This is a genomic window from Rhodococcus sp. SORGH_AS_0301, from assembly GCF_030818285.1.
In the GTDB taxonomy this organism is placed as follows: Bacteria; Actinomycetota; Actinomycetes; order Mycobacteriales; family Mycobacteriaceae; genus Rhodococcoides.
In genome coordinates this window covers 3,806,295-3,829,431 of the sequence record NZ_JAUTAC010000002.1, presented here as the reverse complement: position 1 = coordinate 3,829,431, position 23,137 = coordinate 3,806,295, and the positions used below count along the sequence as shown (strand labels likewise).

Sequence of the window (23,137 nt, the reverse complement as noted above, 5' to 3'; positions counted from 1 at the left end):
AATGGCTCGTCGAAGCGAAACGGGGACCTGCCATGACCACTGATCTCACCGTCGAGACAGAGCGTGAGCAGCGTGATGTCCGTCGCCGCAAGGTTCGAGCGCTCCTCGCGGGCGGGCTGGTTCTCGGCGTCGGAGCGGCGGTGACATTGGCTGCATGGAGCGACAACGTGTTCGGCACCGCGCAGTTCACAGCGGAGAACTGGAACGTGCAGGGTGACTTCTCGGCCGCCGGCAGTGGGGCGTGGCAGGAATACAACACCGCCGAGACTGCGGGCACTTTCAACTACACGACGGGCTTCTCCGCGCTGAGCCCCGGCACGACGGTGTACGCGCCGGTTGCCCTGCGCGTCGGCTTGGGAACCAGTGCAGGCGGCGCATACGACGCGGCCGTGACCCTCCGAGGGGCCACGCCGACGACGGGGGCGCTGACACCCCTTCTCACCTATCAGGTCGTCAGCGGCGTCACCGCGGCGAACTGCGCGGCCGGAACGATCACCGGAGGCGCGAGTGTCGTCCCCGTCGGCAGTGCCCTCGGCACGGGAAGCGCCTCCAAGGCCATCACGCTGCCGAAGACCGGCACCGCTCTTCCTCTGTGCTTCGCCGTGACCCTGCCTGCGACCGTGACCGCGGACCAGGCGGCCGGTAAGACCACCAATACGGTCACCTGGCAGTTCCAGGCCGAGGCCGTGGTGCCGACGCCGTAATCGGCTGCTCCTCGTCACCCCATGTCTCGTCACGCACCATCTCGGCACACTGCGGCGGAACCGCGGACGCACGACGCCGTCGTCGGACGACGGGCTCGGCTCGGTGCCGTGATCGGTCTGGTCGTAGGACTCGTCGTCGCGGCACTCTCGGCCACCGACGTCGCGGCGTCGTGGACCGACCGGGTCCTGGGCGGATCGGCATTCAGCACAACACCGTTCGGCTTCGAGTCGGCGACGCTCGGGGCGCCCTTCGCGACCCACTCGGAGGCCGCGCCTGCCGTGCTCTCTCTGCTTCCGGCTGCGCCGCTGCTCCCGGGTCAGTCGGTCTACGGCGCGATCTCGTTGCGTTCGGTTGCCGGGTCGCCGGCGGTGGCCGTGACCGTCGACGGCACGGCGTCGGTGCCCTCGGGCCTCGCATCGTTGTTGCAGTACGCAGTCGTTCGATCGCCCACGTGCGACAGCACCTCGTTCGCCTCGACGGCATCGTTCGTCGTCGGCTCGGTCACGGGCGGTGTCCCGTTGTCCGCCGATTCGGCGAGCGGGGCCGTCGTACTCCCGGCAGGATCGCCGACGACCACGGGAACCGTTGTGCCTCTGTGCTTCAGGATGACGCTGCCCGACACCCTCGCGGTGTGGACCGCCGGGGCCGCGTCGTCGACCCTTCGGGCAACGTGGACCTTCCTCGGTACCGCCTGAGTCCACATGTCCGATCACCCCTTCGCGCCACCAGAAAGTGCTCACACCATGTCGACTCGTCACGCAGCGCCCCCTCGGCGTCGTTCGGCCTTCTCCCGCCTGGGTGACGCCGTTCTCAACGTTCTCGCGCTCGGCGGTGTCGTCTGCATCGTGTTGGTGGTTCTGTCGTTCACCCTGAACATCTCGTTGATCATGTTCAAGACGGGATCGATGGCACCGACGATGCCGACGGGGTCACTCGCGGTGGTGCGGGAGGTACCTGCGGACTCCGTCGTTCCCGGGGATGTCGTGACGATCGCACGGGTCGGCGAGCTGCCTGTCACGCACCGTGTGGTCGAGACCTCGCCCGGCCGCGACGGCGCAACGTTCCTCGAGCTGAAGGGCGATGCCAACGAGTACGAAGATCCGGCTGGATACGACGTCACCGAGGTGCGCAAGGTGCTGTGGTCGGTGCCCGGCCTCGCGAAGGTGGTGGTGTGGTTCTCGAGTCCCCTGGTTCTGGTGCTTCTGACCCTCTCGATGGCGGCTCTCGTCGTGGCGATGTTCTGGCCGAGAACGCCGAAGCGGCCGGTACCGTGAGCCGCCCGCGCTCGGTGGCACTGGTCCTGATCGCTGCTGTGCTGACGGTCGTGTCGGTGGTCTCGAACACCGATGGCACCGTTGCCGCCTGGCAGGGGCGGGACCACGCAGCGGCCACCGTGTCGATCGGATCATGGCCCAGCGCCGGAAGCGCGTACGCGGAGATCGGACGCGTCGGTTCAGCGTCGGGTCTCGCATTCGATCTGCTCGCGGGCGGAACGAACCCGCCGTGGCCCGGACCGGCAGCGACGCGATCGCAAGCGGCTCCGGGAACAGTCACCAGCACCACGGCCGGGCCGTACAGCAGCGCCGGGGTACTCGGGTTGGCCAACGAGCTGACTTCGCGAGGCGCTGCTCCGGGAACACCGATTCAAGGCTCGTCGTGCGCGGCCTACGGATGGGCGCCGAACACGCCGGCACCGTGCACGACGGTCCCGTCGCAGAGAGTGAACGCGCGCGCAACTCTGTCGTCCTACACGCTGTACGCGTCACTGCTGTCGCTTCTCGGCCTGGGGTCGACAGACGTGGTCTCGGTGCCGTCGCCTGTGACATCGGCCGCATCCTGTGACCTGACCACCTCCGGGCCGACCTACACGGCAACACCTCCGAGTGCGGCAAACGTGACGACGCTGAACCCTCGGGGTTCGATCACCGTTCGAGGCGGAAACGCCGTCGCGATTCCGCCTGCGGGCGGCACGGTGTCGTTCGATTTCCCCCAGAGCGGGTCCACCGTCGTGGTGCCTGGCGTGTCGGGAACACTTCGCAGTGTCGTCGACAACTCGTCGTCTGCGCGCTCGAGCCTCCTGCTGGAGAACGGCCGGATCCTGAGGCTGGGACTGCTCGGGGGCATCCTTCTCGACATCAGGTTCACCCTGGTGCTGGTCGACGCGGCGTGCGGAGGCGGACCGACCGGGCCCGTGTCGATCACCGCCGCATCTGCGCGAGTAGCCGCAGCGGAACCGCCGGCTGCGACGACACCGGTCACGACGACACCGGTCACGACGACAGCGGACGCGACGACACCGGTCACGACGACAGCGGACGCGACGACCAGCGCTCAGCCGTCGGCGTCCTCGGTGGTGTCACCGACCGACGCGACGACGATTCCTGCATCGTCGAGCACCGCCGCAACGACCACGACGTCTCCGGCGCCGACCACCACCACCACCACTCCCGCTGCAGCCTCCGCCACGGTGTTCTCCGGGGCGGGGCCCATCACGTCGATCACGACATCCGACGGGCTCGAATGCTCCGTCGGTCCTGATGCGGTCACCTTCACGTGTTCGGACGGCAGCACCCTCGTCTTCACTCCGGTGGCGCTGTCGCCACCTGGCATCGCCGCTGCCACGACCGACGGGCTCTGGTCGCCGAGGACGCTCACGGGGGAGACGGTGCCGGTGGAGGCGGCCACCCGGTCGTGACGCTGCCCTCCCGCCGTTTGTCGTCCCCCACCCCCGGGTAGTCGAGGAGGGTGACTTCTCCCGCCGTTCTGTTCGACATCGACGGCACGCTCGTCGATTCGAACTACGCCCATGTCCACGCCTGGGCTCGTGCCTTCTCCGACGCCGGTATCGCTGTGGACTCGTGGCGGATTCACCGCTCGATCGGCATGGACGGCGCGAAGCTGCTCTCGTCGTTGGCGGGTGACGCACCCGAGGACGCGGCGGAACGCGCGAAGGAACTACACACGCAGTACTACGAGGAGATGTCCTCCCTGCTGTCGCCGCTGCCCGGTGCGCTCGACCTGCTCGGCGCGGTAGCGGACCGCGGGCTGCAGGTGGTGCTGGCCACCTCGGCACCGGAGAACGAACTCGCGATCCTTCGCGGACTTCTCGGGGTCGAGGAGATCGTCTCGGAGTTGACGTCGTCGGAGGACGTCGAGACGGCGAAGCCTGAGCCGCGCATCGTCGACATCGCGCTGGACCGTGCCGGCGTCGGTGCCGAGCGCGCCGTCTTCGTCGGGGATTCCGCGTGGGACGTGAAGGCATCCGTCACAGCGGGCGTCCCGTGTATCGGAGTGCGCAGTGGCGGCGTCTCGAGTGCCGAGTTGACCGAGGCCGGCGCCACCGCGGTGTACGACGATCCTGCAGACCTGTTGGCGCACATCGACAGTTCGATGATCGCGCGCCTCGAATGAGAGAGAACGGTTACGCACCGATCGAGAACTACGCGGCGATCGGCGACGGCCGCACCGTCGCGCTCATCGCGGACGACGGGCGCATCGACTGGTTTCCCGTTCCCAATCTCGACACCGCGCCGGTGTTCGCGGCACTGCTCGACGCCGAGTCCGGCGGCTACATCTCTATGCGTCCGGCGGAGGAGTTCACGACCACCCGTCGGTACGCCGACGGCACCAATGTCCTGGTCACGACGTTCACCACCGAGTCGGGCGTCGTGAACGTCACGGACTCGCTGAACACCGGTGTGGCGGGACGCCTTCCGTGGACCGAGCTCGCACGGCGCGTCGAGGGCGTCGAGGGCAGTGTCGACATGGAGTGGTCCGTCGCTCCGGGGACGTGTCTGGGAACGGCGTCGCCGTGGTCGTACGAGACGGTGCACGGTACGGTGCTGCGCGTCGACGGTGTCACTCTGGGCGTGCGCACTCTCAATGCCGACGACATCGAGCTCGAATCTCGTTCCATCAGCGGTCGATTCACCACCGCGGTCGGTTCGCGCTCCCTCGTGGCCGTGGTCGGTACCGAGGTGGAACCGTTGTATCTCCCGGTGCCGGAGGACGTCGATTCGGGCATCGATCGCACGATCGCCAACTGGCAGATGTGGTCCGAGGAGTTCCGGTACGAAGGCCCCTGGCACGACGAGGTCCATCGCAGCGCCCTCGCACTGAAGCTGTTGCTGTACAGCCCGTCCGGTGCCATCGCGGCGGCGGCGACGACCTCGCTGCCGGAGCGGTGGGCCGGCGCCAAGAACTGGGACTACCGCTACGCGTGGGTGCGTGACACCGCGTACACGATCAAGGCGCTGATCCGCTTCGGTCTGCGCGAGGAGGTCCACGCCGCGGTGGCGTGGCTGCTGCGCATCATCCGCAGCAACGAGCAGATCACGCAGGTGTTCTACACCCTGAACGGTGAGATCCCGGGCGGCTCGACATATCCCGACGTGCCGGGGTGGCGCGGGGTCGGTCCGGTGATCAACGGAAACGAGGCGGCAACTCAGTTGCAGCAGGGGATCTTCGGTGACCTGTTCGACATCGTGTCCCTCTACGTCGACGCGGGCAACGTACTCGATGCGCCCACCGGTCGACTTCTCGCGGAGATCGCCGACACGACGTGTGACATCTGGCGCCGCAAGGACGCCGGAATCTGGGAGCTGCCCACGATCCGGCACTACACGTCCTCCAAGATGGGCTGCTGGCACGCGCTCGACCGTGCGGTGCACCTCTCCGAGCAGGGCATGATTCCCGGCATCGCGGACAGGTGGGTGACCGAGCGCGACCACATCGCCCAGTGGATCGACGACAATTGCTGGTCCGAGGCCCGCGGCGCCTACGTCTGGTACCCGGGCACGGATGAGCTCGACGCCTCCGTGTTGCTGCACGCGGGCAGTCGGTGCGTCGACGACGAGCGGATGTCGAGGACCGTCGACGCTCTGCGCGACGAACTCGGTTCCGGCGACCACCTCTACCGCTACTCCGGCATGCAGATGGTCGAGGGTACGTTCGTCGCCTGCTCGTTCTGGGTCGTCGGCGCCCTCGCCAAGCTCGGCCGCGACGACGAGGCCACCGCACTCATGGATCGACTGGTCACCAGCGGCAACGACGTCGGCCTCTTCGCCGAGATGATCGATCCCGACCGGTCGGCGGAGGACGAACCGTCGACCTTTCTGGGCAACTTCCCGCAGGGGCTCTCCCATCTCGCTCTCATCAACGCTGCGCTCACGCTCGCCAGCGGCCACGACCACACGACCTCCGACACAGGAAAGTAGGACCACATGGACCTCGGAATCACGGGCAGAACTGCTGTCGTCACCGGCGCGGACTCGGGAATCGGGTGGTGCACGGCGCAGATGCTGCTCGACGAGGGTGTCCGGGTCTTCGTCACGGACAAGGACCAGGACAAGCTGGCCGCCGGCGCTGCCGAGCTCACCGGACCGGAGGGTGCCGTCACGGCGTTCGCCGCGGACGTGACGAAGCCCGCCGACGTCGAGGCGATGCACGCGAAGGCGGTCGAGGCGCTCGGCACCGTGGACATCCTGGTGCAGAGCGCCGGCATCACCGGCGCACAGGGCATGTTCCACGAGATCGACGACGACGGGTGGTCGACGACGATCGAGGTCGACCTTCTCGGGCCGGTGCGCGTCGTGCGCGCCTTCCTTCCCGAACTCCGCGCGGGCGGATGGGGACGCATCGTGTTGCTCGCGTCCGAGGACGCGGAGCAGCCCTACATCGACGAGCTGCCCTATTGCGCGGCCAAGGCCGGCATCCTCTCGCTGGTCAAGGGACTGTCGAAGACGTATGCGTCCGAGGGTGTCCTGGTGAACGCGGTGTCTCCGGCCTTCATCCACACCCCGATGACGGACGCGATGATGGACAAGCGAGCCGACGAGCGTGGCACCGACCGCGACGAGGCCATCGAGAGCTTCCTGAAGGAGGACCGGCCGTTCATGGAACTCGGCCGACGGGGTACCCCGGAGGAAGTGGCGTCGGTGATCACGTTCCTGTGCTCGGAGCGCGCCAGCTTCGTCAACGGCTCGAACTACCGCGTCGACTCCGGTTCCGTCGCGACCATCTAGAGAGGACCCACGCCCATGACACGTTTCGGCTACACCCTCATGACCGAGCAGAGCGGACCCAAGCAGCTCGTCGACTACGCCGTGAAGGCGGAGGACGTCGGGTTCGACTTCGAGGTGTCGAGCGATCACTACTCACCCTGGTTGTCGTCGCAGGGACACGCGTCCTACGCCTGGACGATGCTCGGCGCGGTGGCGCAGGCGACGTCCCGAGTCGGCCTCTACACGTACGTGACCTGCCCCATCATCAGGTACCACCCGGCGATCGTCGCGCAGAAGGCGGCAACGTTGCAGATCCTCGCCGACGGCCGTTTCACGCTGGGCCTGGGAAGCGGCGAGAACCTGAACGAGCACGTCGTCGGCGAGGGTTGGCCCTCGGTGGACAAGCGTCAGGACATGTTCGAGGAAGCGGTCAAGATCATCCGGCAACTTCAGTCGGGTGAACTGATCACGTGGCAGGGCGAGCACTACCGCGTCGACTCGGCGCGCCTGTGGGACACCCCCGAACACCCGCTCGAGATCGGCATCGCGGTCTCGGGGTCGAAGTCGATCGAGCGGTTCGCGCCGCTCGGCGACCACATGATCTCGACGGAGCCGAAGTCCGAGCTGGTCGAGGGCTGGGACAAGGCCAGGCACATCGGCACGGGCCTGAACCGGGAGTCGAAGAAGATCGGCCAGATCCCCATCTGCTGGGGTCCGGACGAGAAGGCGGCCACCGAGCTCGCGCACGACCAGTTCCGCTGGTTCGCGGGCGGGTGGGCCGTGAACGCTGACCTGCCGACGACGGCCGGTTTCGCGGGTGCGACACAGTTCGTCCGGCCGGAGGACGTGGCCGGAACCATCCCCTGCGGACCGGATCTCGATGCGATCGTCGAGAAGGTGGCGCCCTACTGGGAGGCCGGTTTCACCGACATCGCACTCGTGCAGGTCGGTGACGAGACCCAGGAGCGCTTCCTTGCCGAGGCCGCCGGGCCACTGCTCGAGAAGCTCCGCGCAGCGTCCTCCTGACCGACGGATCGATCAGAGCGCCGGTCCACGCACAGCGTCGTGGGCCGGCGGATCTGTGTCGGTGGACAGCTTGTCGCGCAACGACTCCGAATTCAGCAGCATGTTCAGGACCACCGCGCACAGCGCACCCGCGCTGATGCCGGAGTGGAAGATGGTCTGGAACCAGTCGGGGAACCGGTCGTAGAGGTCCGGCGACACCGTGGGCAACAGTCCGACGCCCACCGCGACGGCGACCACCAGGATGTTCGTGTTGTTGAACGACACCTGCGCGAGCGTGCGGACGCCACTCGCGGCCACCATGCCGAACAGTGCGATGCCCGCGCCACCGAGCACGGGAAGCGGCACACCCTCCACCACGGCACCGAGTTTCGGCAGCAACCCCAGCAGGATGAGGATGCCGCCGGCGAACGTGGCCACATGGCGGGTCTTGACGCCCGTGATCGCCACCAGCCCCACGTTCTGCGCGAACGCCGTGTACGGGAACGTGTTGAAGATGCCACCGAGCATCGTCGAGAGGCCGTCGGCGCGCAGACCGTCGGCCAGACGGCGAGGCGGAACCTTCTTGTCGACGATCTCGCCGACAGCGATGATGTCGCCCGTGGTCTCGGTCATGATGACCAGCGCGACGATGCACATGGTGATGATCGCGCTGACCTCGAACGTCGGGAATCCGAAGTGGAACGGCGTGGTCACGCCGACCCAGTCCTGTTCCCGCACACCACTGAAGTCGGTCATGCCCAGCGGGATCGCGATGACGGTGCCGGCGACGAGTCCGAGCAGGATGCTCAGTCGCTTGGCGGCCGGGGGAGCAAACCGTTCGATCAGCAGGATGATCAGCAACGTGAGTGCGCCCATCCCGATGTACTTCGGATCACCGAAGTCCTCGGATCCCGTTCCGCCGCCGAACCATCCGGCCGCCACCGGCATCAGCGACAGGCCGATGATCAGGATGACCGTGCCCGTGACCAGAGGCGGGAACAGGTGGAGCAGCTTCGCGAACACCGGCGCCAGCGCCATCATGAACACGCCGGACGCGATCACGGAACCGTAGATGGCGGTGACGCCGTACTGCGAGCCGATGGCGATCATCGGCGTCACCGCGGCGAACGTGCAGCCCTGCATCAGCGGTAGTCGTACCCCGAAGCGCCAGAACCCGACCGCCTGGATCAGTGTCGCGATCCCGGCGACGAACAGGTCGGCCGTGATGAGGTACGGCAGGTCGCTCGACTGCAGTTCCCCCGCAGCGACCAGGGCGCTGCCGACGATGAGAGGGACGGCGACCGCGCCCGCATACATCGCGAGAACGTGCTGCAGGCCGAGTGGAGCCAGCACCGACAGCGGGGGAATGTGGTCGACCGGATGCGTGCCCGCCCGACCGCGAGTGAACCTCGACAACGACACCATGGGACACAGTGTCGGCCCTGCCCGTGTCGTTCGTCGGTCTTCTCGGTTTCCGCGCCGTTACGGCGGCACTCCGTCGGCTCAGAGGGTGGTGGCGGCGAAGGACACGAAGACGACGAACAGTGCGGCGCCGCCCAGCGCGGCTCCGATCATCGCCTCGCGGCCGTTGGTGGCCGTGCCGTCCTCGTCCCGGCCGATACCGACCCATCCGCACACCACCGCGAGGATGCCGGTGGGCACCGCGACGATGTCTCCCACGAAGGGCACGAACGCGCAGACCAGCGCGACGATGCCCGCGACCAGCGCGCTGCTGCCCGCGCCGTTGCGATACGCGGGACGTGATGACGGAGTGTCGGTCACACCCGGAATGGTCTCAGGTGCTCCCCGCGGCGCCGCCACCGCCACCCGCGCCGGCCCCGGACACCGTGCCGGCGCTGCTGTTGGTCGAGGTGAACACCGAGGAGAAGACGACCCAGTTCAGCAGTGCCGGGTCCGAGGCGTGCAGTGATCCGGACGGTGAGGCGAAGGCACGCAGCGTCGTTCCGCCGTCCGCGTCCGTGGCCGCCTCGAGGCGCTTCGTGAACGTGGAGCCGAGCCCCAGCGCGACGATGTCGGGCAGTGCGTCGTCCAGATCGAGCGAGGAGTCGTCGTCCTTTCCCGACTGCTTCAACCCGTCACGGTAGGCCTCCCAGGGACGAGCGGCGTCGAGACCGGCAGCCGAGAATCGTGAGTAGGCGACCGTCATGACGAGGCCGGCGATCAGCAGGATCCCGCCGGGAATCGCGGCGACCAGCATGATCGGGGCCCCGGAAGCAGCGACCACGCCTGCGCCCACCATGACTGCACCGCCGAGAAGTGCCAGTCCGACCAGACCCCAGCGTGGTCCGGCCGTACCGTGGCGCACCCACCCGTTCGCCTCGAGGTGCGCGGCGACGACGGCCTTCGTCGCGCCGTGACCCTGCGCGAGCTTCGTGAGCGCGGCGCTGTCCACCACGTCGCCCTCGGCCTTCTCGGACAGCATGGTCCAGACGGCGTCCTGCACGTCGCCGCGTACCTTGCCGCGGTCGAGCAGTCGGACTCGGAGCGTGTCCTTGCCACGTTTCTTCGACCCGGAACCCGGCTCGGACTCGAGAGCCACTGCGTCGGCCGCCGCGAGCGCCAGCAGCGTGGCCGGCACCGCACTCGCCTGCGCGCTCCGATGGACCAGAGCCGTGACGATCGCGGGATCGGTGGTGTGATCGGGTCGGTAGGTCGTCGGAGGCTGCGCCGACACCGTGGGCCGCGAACGGCGACGGTAGATCTGCGCCGCGCCCGCGGAGCCGACCAGCACGACGGCGAGACCGGTCCACGGGAGCCACGTCGACCCCGGCCCGGCGGCGAACTCGTCGAGCGCCGTCACCGGTGGCCCGACCAGGATGGAGGACTCGAGCCGGTCGATGCCGTTCGTCAGACTGCCCGCGACGTCACCGTCGCGCAGCGGCGGCACCAGGGCGTCCTCGATGATCGCTTCCTGCTCGTCGCGGGGAACATTGCCGTCGTCGAAGGTGGAACCGAGGAAGATCCCGGCCCGAGCCTCGTCGTCGGTACCGGGCTCGCGGTTGATCAGGATGGCACCGGCGACGTCCTGATCGACGTCCGCCGTCGACACCCACGCCTGCTGGAGTGCCTCCACCTGATCGAGGGTGTCGTCCGAGTCGGCGTCCAGTTCGCGGACGTACGCGACGACGTCGGCCCCGGTCTCGGCGCGCAGCGCGTCGAGTCGCTGCTCCAGCGCCTCGACGTCGGCCGGACCCAGCGAGTCCCCGGTGCGGTCGTACACGCGTTGACCGACCGTGAGCCCGTCGAACTGTGTGTCACCGGAGCTGTCGGAGCAACCGGCGAGACCGAGCACTGCTGTCGCCGCGATGAACGCGACCGCGAACCGGAACCGTGTCATGCCGTCATGATAGGCAGACTCGACGGTCCGGTATCGCGTGTCGCGTGTGGGTCAGCGGTTGTCGACGGCCTCGGCCAGCTCGCGCAGGCGCGGCAGCGCGCGGTCCGTCAGCAGCTGCTCGCGGGTGTCGGCCGAGACGGCCATGCTGTCCTTCCAGAGGGAGCGACCCGCCATCGCGCCGCTGGCGCCGTTCGCCACGGCGGTGCGCACCTGCTCGATGAACGTCTCGTGATCCACACCGGCGGACAGGACGGCCCACGGCACGCCGTTCGCGGCGGCGGTCACGGCGGCACAGGCTTCGGCCGATCCGGGGTACTGCAGCTTGAGCACTTTGGCACCGCACTCGACGGAGATGCGGGCGGACTCGGCCACGAGGGACGGGAAGCGCTCCGCGTAGTCGACGGCCGATTCGCCCTCGAGCCGGTACGTGAGGATCTCGACGATCAGCAGCAGACCCTCGGCCGAGCACGCCTTCACCAGTTCGGCGATCTCCTGGCCGACCCGCGAGTCCGCCGTCTGACGGTCGGGGCGCATGTACCACAACATCTTCGCGACATCGCCTCCCAGATCGCGCACCACGCGCGGGGTGACGCCGTCGACGAAGCGGGTGAACTTCAGGCCGTCCACGGTCTCGAATCCCGAGGCGTCCATCCCGACCACGAGCGCGGTGTCCCGCGACAACGTGCCTTCGTCGACGACGCGGGGGAGCGCCACCTCCGGGTCGAGCAGGATGGCGGGAGCGTGGTTGCCGAGGTACTTCACGAGATCGCCCTTGGCATCGGCGAGTTGATCCTTCGAGATGGAGTTCGGACCGTCCGGGGCGTCGTTCATGACGGCCTTCATGCCGTTGCGCTGGTCGCCGGCCACGATCAGCATGTTGCCGTTCGCAGTGGAGATGGCGGCCATGCCGCGTCGTTCCAGTGTGGTGAGGTCGTTCATGTCGGAGCTCCTGTCGGTGGTGCGAGGTGGGGTTCGGTCGCTCGAGTCGAGCAGTCTGGAGGCGAACAGGGCTGCGCCGTAGGCGGTGTCCTGTGTTCGGCCGGAGGTGGTGATGTCGGGCAGGACGGCGGCGCGGGCGTCGCGGACGCAGGCCATGCTCGCCCAGCCACCGGTGAGGATGCTGCGCCGTGCGGGCGGGACCTCACGGTCGAGCGCGGCGACCAGCAGGGCCACCTCGTCGTTCCCGTGGAGCAGCACGGCGCGGAAGAGTTCGGCGGCGTCCACCCCGTCGGTCCGGATGGTCAGTGCGAGCACACCGTCGTCGTTGCGTGCACCGGAGACGGTGACACCACCCTCGGCGACGGATCCCGCGGACGGCAGTGCCTGCACGCGCTGGTCCAGCCCGTCCCGCCCGGCGCGATCGGTGATGTCGCACAACTGCAGTGCGCGGCGCATGAGCAGTCCCGACTTCACACCGGCCACCAGCACGTACTTGCCGGGCACGACGTGGCGGACCGAGTTGATCAGGTGCTCGGCCAGTCGCGCGCGACTGGCCGAGGACGGTGGCGTGTCCAGGACGCGCAACAACACCTCCGCGGTACCCATCGAGACGAGGTAGGTGTCGTCGGCGATGTCGCCGCCGGACACCGCGGACACGAGGTGGTCGTGGCCCGCGACCGTGAGGGCGGCCCCGCGTACGAGCTCGGGAAGCCATGGTGCCGAGGCGAATCCGAGTGCGGTGCCGGCAGCGACGAGCGGCGGGAGGAAGGTGTCGTCGACACCGAGGTGCGCCAGCATGTCCCGCCAGGGGGCGCCGGTGTCCTGGTCGAGCAGCCCCGTTCGCGACGCCAGCGAGTACTCGCTGACAGCCCGTCCGCCGAGAGCGGCGACGACGAACGCGGGCAGATCCAGCCATCGGAGTCCGGTGAGGTCCAGTCCGCCGGACTGCAGATGCAGGATCTTCGCGACCGAGACCTGCACCCCGAGAGGGATTCCCGTGGTCGCTGCGAACGCGGCCCGCAGCGGCTCGGGCAGGGCGGCGACCTGCTCCCCGCCGCGCGGGTCGAACCACGCGAACGACGGCGCCACGACCTCCAGCCCTGCGTCGACGAGGAAGCCCGTCTCGCCCATGCCCGAGACGGCGACGGCATCGAGCCGGGCGTTCGGATCACCGGTGACGTCCGGCAGTCGGCGCGCGACGATCTCCACCAGGTGACGCACGGTGTCGAGGAGATCGTCCGCCGCCATGTCGGTAGTACCGCCGGCCCCGTGCGTCCAGGGAGTGGCGAGTTGCTCGATCAGGACCTCGGAACCCGAGGAATCGCTGACGAGGATCTTGATTCCGGTGCTGCCGAGGTCGAGACCGGCGACGAGGGACATGCTCACGGGCGGTACCGCTTTCCAGCGCTGGGGGACTGTCGATTCGGGGGAGCGAGATGCGAGCTGCGCTCGACGAGAGTCGTGTCGGCGAGGCCGGCCACGGCGTCGAGGGTGGGATCGTCGAAGCGCAGCAGCAGACGGTCGAACGCCGCGGCTCCGATCTCGTAGGGGTTCTGGTCGATGCAGGTGACGGGCGGATCGACGGCGTCGGCGAGAGCGAAGCTGCCGAACGACACCATGGCCACGTCCGTGCGGTGGATCTCGTGCAGGACCGACACGACGGCACTGGCGTGGCGGGCGTTGGAGACGAACAGCGCCGTGGGGGGTTCAGGGAGGGCGAGCAGGTCGAGCACCACCGGGCGCACCGCGTCCGGTGACGGCGCCACTTCGGGAATGCCGTCGCCCGGGGCGCTGAGACCGTGCTCGGTGAGGACGTCGACGTACGCGTCGCGTCGACGTTGCGCCGTCTGCAGTCGCGCATCGTGACCGACGAGGGCGATCCGCCGGTGCCCCGCGTCGACCAGCACCCGGACGGCGCGTCGAGCCGCCGAGTAGTCGTCGACGGTGACGGAGTCGAAACCCGGGATCGAGCGGTCGACGGTCACCACCGGCAGGGTGTGGCGGCGCGGGGTGAGGAACGACGAGTGATCGCCGACGGGGGCGAGCACGATGCCGCGCACGTGTTGACCGGCGAGGCGGGTGAGTTGCGACAGTTCGCGCTCGGGATCGAACCCGGTGCTGCCGACCATGACTCCCATGCCGCGATCGAGCGCACGCTCCTCGATCGCGCGTACCAGGGAGGCGAAGAAGATGTCGTCGATGGAGTCGACCACGATGCCGATGGTGGTGCCGGATCCGGACTTCAGTGATCGTGCGGCGGAGTTGGGAACGTAGTTCAGTTCCGCCACCGCCGCTTCGACGCGCTCGCGCAGCTCGGGGAGCACCGTGTCGACACCGTTGACCACGCGCGAGACAGTCTTGAAGCTGACGCCTGCCAGTGCGGCGACGTCCTTGATGCTGGCGCGGTGGGTCACGGGAGAACTCTCGATCGAGGGTGGGTGACGGTCCGGCATTGCTGCGAGACAACGTTGTCTTCTATGATCGTCATCGTGCACACCTCCTGTCAAGAGATCGCGTGGAACAGCGGCCCGCACGTGGTGATCGCCGGGGTCGCCGGCAGTGGCAAGTCGACCCTCGGAGCAGCGGTCGCCCGTGATCTCGCAGCGCCGTTGCTCGACCTCGACACCCTGACGGCGCCGCTGCTCGACGTGCTGAGTCCGCTGCTGGGCAGTGGACACTGGAACGACTCCGGCGACGCGGCGCCCCTGATCCGTGCCGGTCGATATGCCGTGATGCGTTCCGTCGCAGAAGAACTGACGTCGGTGGGCGCGAGGTCCGTGATGGTCGCGCCGTTCACCCGCGAACTGCAGGGTGGTGACGAGTGGGCGGCTCTTCTCGAGTCCGTGGCCCCTGCGCCGGTGGTCGTCGTCCATGTCGACGGCAGCGAGGCGTTGCTCGCCCGGCGCCGCGCGGACCGCGGTCTGGACCGGGATCGCCACCGCGCCGACACGCCGCACTCGAGCCCCATGGTCCCGCATCTGCGCGTCGACGCGTCTCTCACCACCGCGCAGCAACTGTTCCGTGTCCGCCGGGCGCTGGGACTGGTGTCCCCGCCCGCGAACCGGGGTGGTGTCGTCGGGCGGACGTTCGACGCGATGCTGTTCGACCTCGACGGCACTCTCGTCGACTCCACGGCGGCCGTCGCGCGGTGCTGGGCCGAGGTCGGCGACGAGTACGGATTCGCGGTCGCGGACATCGCGCACGGAATGACGGCGGCGGAGTCGATGGCGCTGCTTCTCGGCGACGTGGAGGGGCCGGCAGCGGCGCTGCGGCTCGGTGATCTGGAGACCCGCGACGTTGCCGACGTGGTCCCCACTCCCGGTGCGCTGGAGTTGTTCTCGGCACTGCCGGCCTCGCGGGTGGCGATCGTGACGTCGGGTGCACCCCCCGTGGCGCACGCCCGTCTCGCAGCGGCGGGTCTGGCCGCACCCACCGCGATGGTGACCTCTGCGGACGTGGCACACGGCAAGCCGGACCCGGAGCCCTATCTCCTCGCGGCGCGCACGCTCGGGATCGATCCGAGCCGCTGCCTGGTCGTCGAGGACGCGCCCGCCGGAGTGCTGTCGGCACGGGCCGCGGGCTGCACGGTGATCGGTGTGGGAGGCACGCACGACCGAGCCGACCTGGACGCGGACCTGCAGGTCGACACCCTGCATCAGCTGACGGTCACCCTCGCCGAGGGAGGCGTCACCGTGTCACTGCGGTGACGCGGCGCCGTCGGGGAGCGTGCACGATTCCCTCTCGATCAGCTCGACTCCGAGCACGTTGCGGCGGCGGTAACGCCGGCGCGGGTTCTCGATGCGTCCGAGAATGCGATCGATCGCTTGGAGCCCGAGTTCGGCTGGGTTCTGGTCGATCACGGTGACGGGCGGGCACAGAGCGTCGGCCAGCGGGAAGTCGCCGAAGCCGACGTACGCGGGGCGCGTCGCTCCGCGCTTCTGCAGTTCGGGCACGCACGCCATCGCGGTGCGGGCGTTGGACAGGAACAGCGCCGTGGGCGGCGCGGAGGAGTCGAGCAGTGTGCGCATCGCCTCCCGTGCCTGATCGCGGCCGAGGACTCCGGTGACGACCAACGTGTCGTCGTACTCGATCCCGTTGCTCTCCAGCGCATCTCGATACCCGGAGAGGCGGTTGAACGCGGTGCTGATGGAGATGTCGTCGCCGACCAGAGCGATGCGCCGGTGGCCCCGATCGAGAAGATGGGTGGTGGCCGTCCAGGCACCGCCGTGATCGTCGTCGACGAACGTGTCGGCGGTGAGCCCGGAGGGCGCGCGGTCCACGAACACGGTGGGGGTGCGCTCGGCCCACCGCTTGAGATAGGCGTGGTCGGTACCGATGGGCGCGATCACCAGGCCGCTGAGTTGTCTGCGCAAGAGCGATTCCACCAGTGAGCTCTCGAGGGACGCGTCGTGACCGAGGCTGGTCATGATGACGGCCATGTCGTGCAGCCGGGCTCGGTTCTCCACCGCACGCGCGATCGACGCGAAGAAGGGATCGTCGATGTCCGGAACGGCGACCCCGATGGCACCGGTGTGGCCGGCGCGGAACGACGTCGCGATGGTGTTGGGAACGTAGTTCAACGATTCGAGCGCCGCGTTGACCCGAGCGCGAGTCTCCGGATCGACGTGCGGATCGTCGTTGTAGACACGGGACACCGTCTTCGCGCTGACGTTGGCCAGTGTCGCGACATCCTGCATCGTGGTCATCGGGCCACCTTCTTCGTACGTGCCGGGACAGTATGACGGGTCAGCGGCTGGTGTACCCGCCGTCGACCGGAAGAGACACCCCGGTGATCATCGAGGCGTCGTCGCTGAGCAGGAACGCGATGGGGGCCGCGATCTCGGCCTCGGTGGCCCACCGACCGAGCGGCATCTGCGACAGGAACGGGCCCTCGATCTCCGGGCGCCCCCAGTAGAAGGCGGACATCTCCGTCATGACGACGGTGGGATTGACGCTGTTGACCCGGATGCCGTGCTTCCCGAGCTCCAGTGCCGCGACGCGAGTGATGTTGTCCAGAGCCGCTTTCGAGGATCCGTACGAGATGTGTCCGGGGAGCGCTGCGAGCGATGCCTGGCTCGAGACGTTGACGATGGCCCCGGCTCCGGCGGCGATCATCGCGGGAGCCGCGTACTTGATGACGAGGAGGCTGCCGCGCGCGTTGATGGAGATGACCTTGTCGAAGATGTCGATGTCGGTGTCCTGGGGGGTGGCGATCTCGCCGCCGAAGCCGCCGCAGTTGACCACGCCGTAGAGCTCGAGGCCCGACAGGGCCTCACGGATGCTGTCCTCCGTCGTGAGGTCGAACGGCAGCGGACGTGCGCCGGTCTCCTCCTGCAGAGCAGCGAGCGCGGCCTCGTTCCGTCCGGACGCGATGACGTCGGCGCCGTCGGCGACGAGGCGCCGCACTGTGGCGGCGCCGATACCGCCGCTGGCCCCGGTGACGAGGATCGTGCGGCCCCTGAACTTCGACGGGGAACTCTGCGACATGTCGGTTCTGCCTTCTGGGGAGTCGTGGGTGTGGCGGTGATGCGATGTCATCGATGTCATGTCCTCCGTTGCGGTGGTTCATGACATCGATGACACGGACCGTACGTCACCGTGTGCAATTCTGCGCCCGATTGCCGAGAAACATCGCTGAACTGCATTGATCCTTCCCTCGGGAGTGTCCTCCACGAATCGGGGACGCTCGACCGAACGGTGCCCATGTCACCGGTGACATGAATTTTCGCGAAACGCGTGACACGGCGAGTTGCGTGGGTCACACTGATCCGCATCGCGATGCGGCTCGGGCCGCACGACGACCCGCCCCCACGAAGGTCGGGTCGATCGAGTTCCGCGATTCGACGAGGGACGGACATGTACGCAGCTTCGAACGACGCCGGCACGCCGGACGGCCGCGAGGACCGTCGGCGCTACGCGCCGGCCGATCTCACCGAGATGGTGAGCCACCTGGCGTCCGTGCTGCGCGACGGATCCGGCGGTCGCCGGCTGCTGGGTGTCACCGGTGCACCGGGCGCGGGCAAGTCGACCTTCTGCGCACTGCTTCAGGCGGAACTCGGTACCGACTCCACGCTGGTGGGGATGGACGCGTTCCACCTCGCCGACGAGGAGCTGATCCGGCTCGGGCGCCGTGGACGCAAGGGTGCGCCCGACACCTTCGACGTCGACGGATACGTCGCGCTCCTGCGCCGCCTGCGGAACCAGACGGCGGAGACGATCTACGCACCGCGGTTCGAGCGGTCGATCGAGGCCGCGATCGCCGGCGCCGTCCCCGTGCAGCGCGACACCGCGATGGTGATCACCGAGGGCAATTACCTCCTGCTCGACGACGGCGGGTGGGACGCGGTGCGCTCGGAGCTCGACGAGGTCTGGTACCTCGACGTTCCGACGACGGTGCGCGCGGAACGACTCGTGGCCCGACACCGACACCACGGCAAGTCGCGTGCGGACGCCGAGCAGTGGACCCGCGACGTCGACCTCCGCAACGCGGAGATCGTGGCCGCGGCGGCCCGCCGCGCCGACCTGATCATCGAGGTGCCGAACGACCCGCTTCTCGCACCCGCTCACGACACCGACTCATCACGCGACACCGACTCATCCGAGGAGCTCTCATGAGCAACCACCCCGACGGCGCCACGCCCGTCCTCGAGGCACGCGGGCTCTCCCGCAGCTTCGGGAACGTGCGCGCGCTCGACGACGCCGATTTCGACATCTACGCGGGCGAGGTGGTCGCACTCATCGGCGACAACGGCGCCGGCAAGTCGACGATGGTCAAGGCGCTGTCCGGCAGCCTGGCGCTGGACTCCGGCGAGATCCTCTACGACGGCGTGACCGTCGACCTGGACAACCCCACCGCAGCAGCAGATCTGGGCATCGAGACGGTGTTCCAGGACCTGGCGCTCGCTCCGCACCTCAACGCGGCCCAGAACATGTTCCTGGGGCGCGAGATTCCCGCGGCGGGCCTGCTGGGCAAGCTCGGCTTCCTGAACACGGCCGAGATGCGCACGCAGTCGCGTGCGGCGCTCGACGAACTGGGGGCCACCGTCCGCAGCCTCACCGATCCGGTCGGAGCCATGTCCGGTGGCCAGCAGCAGGCCATCGCCATCGCCCGCGCCGTGGCCTGGGCCAAGGGTGTGGTGTTCCTCGACGAACCCACCGCCGCACTCGGCGTGGTCCAGACCCGCAACGTGCTCGACACCATTCGTCGAGTGGCCGACAAGGGCGTCGCCGTGGTGTTCATCAGCCACTCGATGCCGCACGTCATGGAGGTCGCCGACCGCGTCCAGGTATTGCGCCTGGGCAAGCGCGTCGCGACGCTCGATGCCAAGAACACGACCATGGAAGCACTCGTCGGCGCGATGACCGGCGCGACGGTGGGAGCCGCGAGATGAGCAATCAGACCTTGCCGAAATCAGCGGGATCCTCGGCCCCCGAACCGTCGTCGAACGGCAGCTCGTTCGATCTGCGGAGCAGCCTCGCCGGCCTCGCCCGTGTCCAGGTGTTCCAGATCGTCATCGTGCTGCTGGCGATCAGCATCCTGTTCTCGATTCTCGCGCCGAACAGTTTCCCCGAGTGGGGCAACATCCGGCAGATCATCCAGAACGTCTCGATCCTCGCCGTCCTCGGCATCGGGATGACGTTCGTCATCGTCACCAGCGGTATCGATCTCTCCATCGGCTCTGTCCTCGTCTTCTCCGGCGTCGTCGCCGCGAAGGTGATGCGGGCCGTCGGCGGCGAGGGCTGGAGTGTGGCCGTCATCGGTATCCTCGTGGCCGTCGCCTGCGGGCTGGCGTGGGGGCTGCTCAACGGGTTCCTCATCGGTATCGCGAAGGTGCCTCCGTTGATCGCGACGCTGGGTACGCTCGGCGGCGCACTGGGTCTCGCCCAGGTCATCACCGGTGGTGTCGACATCCGCGACGTGCCGCCGGTGCTGGTCGACACGATCGGCTACGGCAACGTGCCCGCGACCACCATCCCGCTCATCTCCTTCATCGCCCTGGTGTTCGTCATCGTGTTCGGTATCGTGCTGCACCGCACAAGGTTCGGCCTGCACACCTTCGCTGTCGGGTCCAAGGAGCAGTCCGCCCGGCGCGTCGGCATCAAGGTCGACCTGCACCTGATCAAGGTCTACGCGCTGTCCGGCACGCTCGCCGGTCTCGCGGGCATCCTGTCGCTCTCGCAGTACGGCACCACGGCCATCGCCGGCCAGTCGCAGACCAACCTCAACGTCATCGCCGCGGTCGTCATCGGCGGCACCAGCCTCTTCGGCGGTGTGGGCACCATGTTCGGCACCGTCATCGGACTCTTCATTCCCGCCGTGCTCCAGAACGGCTTCGTCATCGTCGGTGTGCAGCCCTTCTGGCAGCAGGTCGCCGTCGGTGCCGTGCTCATCGCCGCCGTGTACTTCGATCAACGCCGCCGAGCCGCCGCCACCCGCGGGGCGTCGACGTCTTCACTGAAACGACTGTGGGCTCGAAACCCCTGACGTACCACCGTCGCTCGGCCTCATCGCACACTCCACTCACCACGCTCGGCCTACCGGAAAGATCACTCACCCATGCGTACATCCCGGACCGTCGCCGCCGCTGCGCTGGCAGCCGCGTCACTCTCCACCTTCGTGCTCGCCGGCTGTTCGTCCGACTCGGGCGGCGGTGAGAAGAAGCTCGCGTTCATCCAGGGCGTCAGCGGCGACGAGTTCTACATCAGCATGCAGTGCGGCATCCAGGACGCCGCTCAGGCCGCCGGTTACACGGTCGACGTCCAGGGTCCCGCCAAGTTCGACCCGACCCTGCAGAAGCCGATCGTCGATTCGGTCGTCGCCTCTCGTCCCGCCGCGATTCTCATCGCCCCCACCGACGTGTCCGCGATGCAGGCACCGCTCGACGCCGCCGCGCAGGCCGGAATCAAGGTCGTCCTCGTCGACACGACGCTCGAGGATCCGTCGAAGGCCGTGTCGGCCATCTCGTCGGACAACGAGGGCGGCGGCGCCGAGGCGTTCAACGCGATCGAGGGGTTGAACCCGAACGGCGGCAAGGTCATCGTCATCTCCACCGACCCCGGCGTCTCCACCACCGACGCCCGCGTCAAGGGATTCGAGGACGCGGCCGCGGGCAACTCGGCCTTCCAGTACCTCGGAGTGCAGTACAGCCACAACGATCCGGCCGAGGCCGCTCGTCTGATCTCCGCCGCCATCGCCAAGGACCCCGACATCGTCGGTGTCTTCGCCACCAACACCTTCGCCGCGGAGGGCACCGCGACCGGCGTCCGCCAGACCGGGAAGCAGGAGCAGGTCAAGATCGTCGGCTTCGACGCCGGCCCCGCCCAGGTGAAGCAGCTCCGCGAGGGAACGGTCCAGGCGCTCATCGCCCAGCAGCCGGCCACCATCGGCACCGACGGCGTCGAGCAGGCCGTCGCCTCGCTCGAGGACAAGCCCACCGAGAAGGACATCTCCACCGGATTCCACGTCATCACCGCGGACACGATCGACGGCGACGGCGCGCAGTACGTGTACAAGTCGGCCTGCTGACCGGCCGTCCCCAGCTGCGGTGGCGCTCTTCTGTCTCACCGGCTCGATCCCGGTGAACGGGAGCGCCACCGCGTTCCACGTCATACCACTCGAAAGGCACCGCTGCCGTGACCATCTCGATCCAGGACGCCCTCACCGCTCCGCCTGCGGGTGTGACGGTTCCGCGTCATCGAGTGGACGGCTCGACCCTGGTGTGCGGCATCGTCCACATCGGTGTCGGCGCCTTCCATCGAGCGCACGAGGCGATGTACGTCGACCGGTTGCTCGCCGCGGGGCACCTCGGCTGGGCGATCTGCGGTGTCGGTGTCATGCCCGCCGACGCGGCGGCGCGTGACACCGCCGCTGCCCAGGACCAGCTCTACACCCTCAGCACGGTGCATCCGGACGGCGCGGAGGACACCCGCATCGTGGGGTCCATCGCCCGTTACCTCTACGCGCCGGACGACCCGGATCTCGTCGTCGCGACGCTCGCGGCACCCACCACGCACATCGTCTCGCTCACCATCACCGAGTCGGGCTACGGCATCGACGACGCGACCGGTGCCTTCGATCCCCGGGACGACGCCACGCGCCACGACCTGATGTCTCTCGACGCGCCGGTCAGCGTCCTCGGGTTCCTCACGGTGGCACTCCGCCGTCGCCGTGACGAGGGCACCGCGCCGTTCACCGTCATGGCGTGCGACAACATCGTCGGAAACGGTGCCGTGGCCCGTGCCGCGCTGGTGTCGTTCGCCCGTCACCACGACGGCGCGCTCGCCGACTGGATCGACGACTCCGTCGCATTCCCGAACTCGATGGTGGACCGGATCACCCCTGCGACGTCGCCGGCCGTGATCGACTCGGTGCGCCGCCGGACGGGCATCGACGACGCCTGGCCGGTGCGGTCCGAATCGTTCGCGCAGTGGGCCCTCGAGGACGACTTCTCCGACGGGCGGCCACCGTTCGAGGACGTGGGCGTCCAGGTGGTCACGGACGTCGCGCCGTTCGAGCGGATGAAGCTCCGACTCCTCAACGCCTCCCATCAGATGCTCGGGTACCTCGGTGTGCTGGCCGGGAAGACGTTCGTGCACGAGGTGATGGCCGACCCCGACCTCGGGGCCTTCGTGGCCTCCTACATGAGCCACGAGGCGGCGCCCACCGTGGGACTCGTTCCCGGCGTGGACCTCGACACGTACATCGACGATCTGCTCGCACGCTTCGGCAGCCCGGCCGTGCAGGACACGGTGGCGCGTCAGGTGGTCGACGCGACGTCGCGCATCCCGAAGTTCGTCCTGCCCGTCGTGCGGGACAGACTGCGCGACGACCGGTCGATCGATCACGCGGCCCTGATGCTCGCGGCGTGGTGCGCATGCATCGAAGGAGGAGTGGCGCTGCCCGACCGGGCGGCGGATCAGCTCCGCGCACTGGCGCGGGCCGACCACGACAGCCCCGGTGCGTTCCTGGCCCAACCCGACGTCTTCGGGGACCTGACGACGAGCGTGCGACTGCGCGTGGCGTACCAGCGCGCGAAGCGTCGGCTGCAGGACGAGGGCCCGATCGGGACGGTCCGGCTGCTCGTGGCATCACCGGTCTGACGCCGGACCCACGACCCCGTCGTGTCGT

21 protein-coding genes are annotated in these 23,137 nt (G+C 68.5%); 14 read left to right on the top strand and 7 right to left on the bottom strand.

Annotated features, from left to right (window positions below):
- The first annotated feature begins 32 nt into the window (after window positions 1-32).
- From QE397_RS18740 to QE397_RS18705, 8 genes are read left to right on the top strand one after another with little or no spacing between them, the layout of a single operon-like run.
- The gene (locus QE397_RS18740; protein WP_056443308.1) at window positions 33-704 is read left to right on the top strand and encodes a SipW-dependent-type signal peptide-containing protein; all 672 of its coding nucleotides are present in this window, start codon (window positions 33-35) and stop codon (window positions 702-704) included.
- A gap of 21 nt (window positions 705-725) precedes the next feature.
- Window positions 726-1,400 carry a hypothetical protein gene (locus QE397_RS18735; RefSeq protein ID WP_307096653.1) on the top strand — a complete coding sequence of 225 codons (675 nt, stop codon included), beginning with the start codon at window positions 726-728 and terminating at the stop codon, window positions 1,398-1,400.
- A gap of 48 nt (window positions 1,401-1,448) precedes the next feature.
- A complete protein-coding gene (locus tag QE397_RS18730) occupies window positions 1,449-1,979 on the top strand; it encodes a signal peptidase I (protein ID WP_285187036.1) in 531 nt (176 codons plus the stop codon).
- Window positions 1,976-3,400, top strand: coding sequence for a hypothetical protein (locus QE397_RS18725; protein WP_307096650.1), 1,425 nt, complete (start codon window positions 1,976-1,978; stop codon window positions 3,398-3,400). The genes QE397_RS18730 and QE397_RS18725 overlap by 4 nt, the downstream gene beginning before the upstream one ends.
- Before the next feature lie 50 nt (window positions 3,401-3,450).
- Entirely contained in the window at window positions 3,451-4,116 is a 666-nt protein-coding gene (locus tag QE397_RS18720) for an HAD family hydrolase (RefSeq protein WP_307096648.1), read from the top strand.
- On the top strand, window positions 4,113-5,921 hold the full coding sequence (locus tag QE397_RS18715) for a glycoside hydrolase family 15 protein (RefSeq protein ID WP_307096646.1): 1,809 nt from the start codon (window positions 4,113-4,115) through the stop codon (window positions 5,919-5,921). The genes QE397_RS18720 and QE397_RS18715 overlap by 4 nt, the downstream gene beginning before the upstream one ends.
- Window positions 5,922-5,927: 6 nt before the next feature.
- A complete protein-coding gene (locus tag QE397_RS18710) occupies window positions 5,928-6,728 on the top strand; it encodes an SDR family NAD(P)-dependent oxidoreductase (RefSeq protein ID WP_027506665.1) in 801 nt (266 codons plus the stop codon).
- Window positions 6,729-6,743: 15 nt separating this feature from the next.
- Entirely contained in the window at window positions 6,744-7,733 is a 990-nt protein-coding gene (locus QE397_RS18705) for an LLM class F420-dependent oxidoreductase (protein WP_027506666.1), read from the top strand.
- Between the two features lie 12 nt (window positions 7,734-7,745).
- Here the strand turns inward: QE397_RS18705 and QE397_RS18700 are convergent, their stop codons facing one another.
- The 5 genes from QE397_RS18700 to QE397_RS18680 form a co-directional block, all read right to left on the bottom strand.
- A complete protein-coding gene (locus QE397_RS18700; protein WP_082544397.1) occupies window positions 7,746-9,137 on the bottom strand; it encodes a nucleobase:cation symporter-2 family protein in 1,392 nt (463 codons plus the stop codon).
- A 78-nt stretch (window positions 9,138-9,215) separates the two neighbouring features.
- Window positions 9,216-9,494: a hypothetical protein gene (locus QE397_RS18695; RefSeq protein ID WP_027506667.1), complete on the bottom strand. Its 279-nt coding sequence runs from the start codon at window positions 9,492-9,494 to the stop codon at window positions 9,216-9,218.
- Window positions 9,495-9,507: 13 nt separating this feature from the next.
- Entirely contained in the window at window positions 9,508-11,070 is a 1,563-nt protein-coding gene (locus QE397_RS18690; RefSeq protein ID WP_307096643.1) for a TPM domain-containing protein, read from the bottom strand.
- A 51-nt stretch (window positions 11,071-11,121) separates the two neighbouring features.
- Window positions 11,122-13,389: an FGGY family carbohydrate kinase gene (locus QE397_RS18685; protein WP_307097634.1), complete on the bottom strand. Its 2,268-nt coding sequence runs from the start codon at window positions 13,387-13,389 to the stop codon at window positions 11,122-11,124.
- Window positions 13,390-13,391: 2 nt separating this feature from the next.
- Window positions 13,392-14,423 (bottom strand): LacI family DNA-binding transcriptional regulator, encoded by a 1,032-nt coding sequence (locus QE397_RS18680; RefSeq protein WP_051613560.1) that lies wholly within the window; start codon window positions 14,421-14,423, stop codon window positions 13,392-13,394.
- Window positions 14,424-14,498: 75 nt separating this feature from the next.
- Between QE397_RS18680 and QE397_RS18675 the strand changes: the two genes are divergently transcribed.
- Window positions 14,499-15,716 (top strand): HAD-IA family hydrolase, encoded by a 1,218-nt coding sequence (locus QE397_RS18675; protein WP_307096639.1) that lies wholly within the window; start codon window positions 14,499-14,501, stop codon window positions 15,714-15,716.
- Here QE397_RS18675 and QE397_RS18670 read toward each other — a convergent pair.
- Window positions 15,705-16,715: a LacI family DNA-binding transcriptional regulator gene (locus QE397_RS18670; RefSeq protein WP_027506670.1), complete on the bottom strand. Its 1,011-nt coding sequence runs from the start codon at window positions 16,713-16,715 to the stop codon at window positions 15,705-15,707. The genes QE397_RS18675 and QE397_RS18670 overlap by 12 nt on opposite strands.
- 40 nt (window positions 16,716-16,755) lie before the next feature.
- Window positions 16,756-17,496 (bottom strand): SDR family oxidoreductase, encoded by a 741-nt coding sequence (locus QE397_RS18665; RefSeq protein ID WP_307096636.1) that lies wholly within the window; start codon window positions 17,494-17,496, stop codon window positions 16,756-16,758.
- Window positions 17,497-17,865: 369 nt separating this feature from the next.
- On the opposite strand from QE397_RS18665, the gene QE397_RS18660 reads away from it, so the two are divergent.
- The 5 genes from QE397_RS18660 to QE397_RS18640 all read left to right on the top strand — a co-directional run bounded on the left by QE397_RS18660 (window position 17,866) and on the right by QE397_RS18640 (window position 23,109).
- Window positions 17,866-18,624, top strand: coding sequence for a nucleoside/nucleotide kinase family protein (locus QE397_RS18660; RefSeq protein ID WP_222633323.1), 759 nt, complete (start codon window positions 17,866-17,868; stop codon window positions 18,622-18,624).
- On the top strand, window positions 18,621-19,400 hold the full coding sequence (locus tag QE397_RS18655) for an ATP-binding cassette domain-containing protein (protein ID WP_027506672.1): 780 nt from the start codon (window positions 18,621-18,623) through the stop codon (window positions 19,398-19,400). Before QE397_RS18660 ends, QE397_RS18655 begins: the two co-directional genes overlap by 4 nt.
- Window positions 19,397-20,494 (top strand): ABC transporter permease, encoded by a 1,098-nt coding sequence (locus QE397_RS18650; protein ID WP_027506673.1) that lies wholly within the window; start codon window positions 19,397-19,399, stop codon window positions 20,492-20,494. The genes QE397_RS18655 and QE397_RS18650 overlap by 4 nt, the downstream gene beginning before the upstream one ends.
- 72 nt (window positions 20,495-20,566) lie before the next feature.
- On the top strand, window positions 20,567-21,535 hold the full coding sequence (locus tag QE397_RS18645) for an ABC transporter substrate-binding protein (protein WP_056443334.1): 969 nt from the start codon (window positions 20,567-20,569) through the stop codon (window positions 21,533-21,535).
- A gap of 107 nt (window positions 21,536-21,642) precedes the next feature.
- Entirely contained in the window at window positions 21,643-23,109 is a 1,467-nt protein-coding gene (locus QE397_RS18640) for a mannitol dehydrogenase family protein (protein ID WP_307096634.1), read from the top strand.
- Window positions 23,110-23,137 lie beyond the last annotated feature (28 nt).

Excerpts from the sequence above, each read along its gene's own strand:
- QE397_RS18690 (WP_307096643.1), bottom strand. The coding sequence starts at position 11,070 with ATGACACGGTTCCGGTTCGCGGTCGCGTTCATCGCGGCGACAGCAGTG.
- QE397_RS18730 (WP_285187036.1), top strand. The coding sequence starts at position 1,449 with ATGTCGACTCGTCACGCAGCGCCCCCTCGGCGTCGTTCGGCCTTCTCC.
- QE397_RS18645 (WP_056443334.1), top strand. The coding sequence starts at position 20,567 with ATGCGTACATCCCGGACCGTCGCCGCCGCTGCGCTGGCAGCCGCGTCA.
- QE397_RS18735 (WP_307096653.1), top strand. The coding sequence starts at position 726 with ATGTCTCGTCACGCACCATCTCGGCACACTGCGGCGGAACCGCGGACG.
- QE397_RS18655 (WP_027506672.1), top strand. The coding sequence starts at position 18,621 with ATGAGCAACCACCCCGACGGCGCCACGCCCGTCCTCGAGGCACGCGGG.
- QE397_RS18700 (WP_082544397.1), bottom strand. The coding sequence starts at position 9,137 with ATGGTGTCGTTGTCGAGGTTCACTCGCGGTCGGGCGGGCACGCATCCG.
- QE397_RS18705 (WP_027506666.1), top strand. The coding sequence starts at position 6,744 with ATGACACGTTTCGGCTACACCCTCATGACCGAGCAGAGCGGACCCAAG.
- QE397_RS18715 (WP_307096646.1), top strand. The coding sequence starts at position 4,113 with ATGAGAGAGAACGGTTACGCACCGATCGAGAACTACGCGGCGATCGGC.
- QE397_RS18660 (WP_222633323.1), top strand. The coding sequence starts at position 17,866 with ATGTACGCAGCTTCGAACGACGCCGGCACGCCGGACGGCCGCGAGGAC.
- QE397_RS18740 (WP_056443308.1), top strand. The coding sequence starts at position 33 with ATGACCACTGATCTCACCGTCGAGACAGAGCGTGAGCAGCGTGATGTC.
- QE397_RS18650 (WP_027506673.1), top strand. The coding sequence starts at position 19,397 with ATGAGCAATCAGACCTTGCCGAAATCAGCGGGATCCTCGGCCCCCGAA.
- QE397_RS18670 (WP_027506670.1), bottom strand. The coding sequence starts at position 16,715 with ATGACCACGATGCAGGATGTCGCGACACTGGCCAACGTCAGCGCGAAG.
- QE397_RS18685 (WP_307097634.1), bottom strand. The coding sequence starts at position 13,389 with ATGTCCCTCGTCGCCGGTCTCGACCTCGGCAGCACCGGAATCAAGATC.
- QE397_RS18710 (WP_027506665.1), top strand. The coding sequence starts at position 5,928 with ATGGACCTCGGAATCACGGGCAGAACTGCTGTCGTCACCGGCGCGGAC.
- QE397_RS18665 (WP_307096636.1), bottom strand. The coding sequence starts at position 17,496 with ATGTCGCAGAGTTCCCCGTCGAAGTTCAGGGGCCGCACGATCCTCGTC.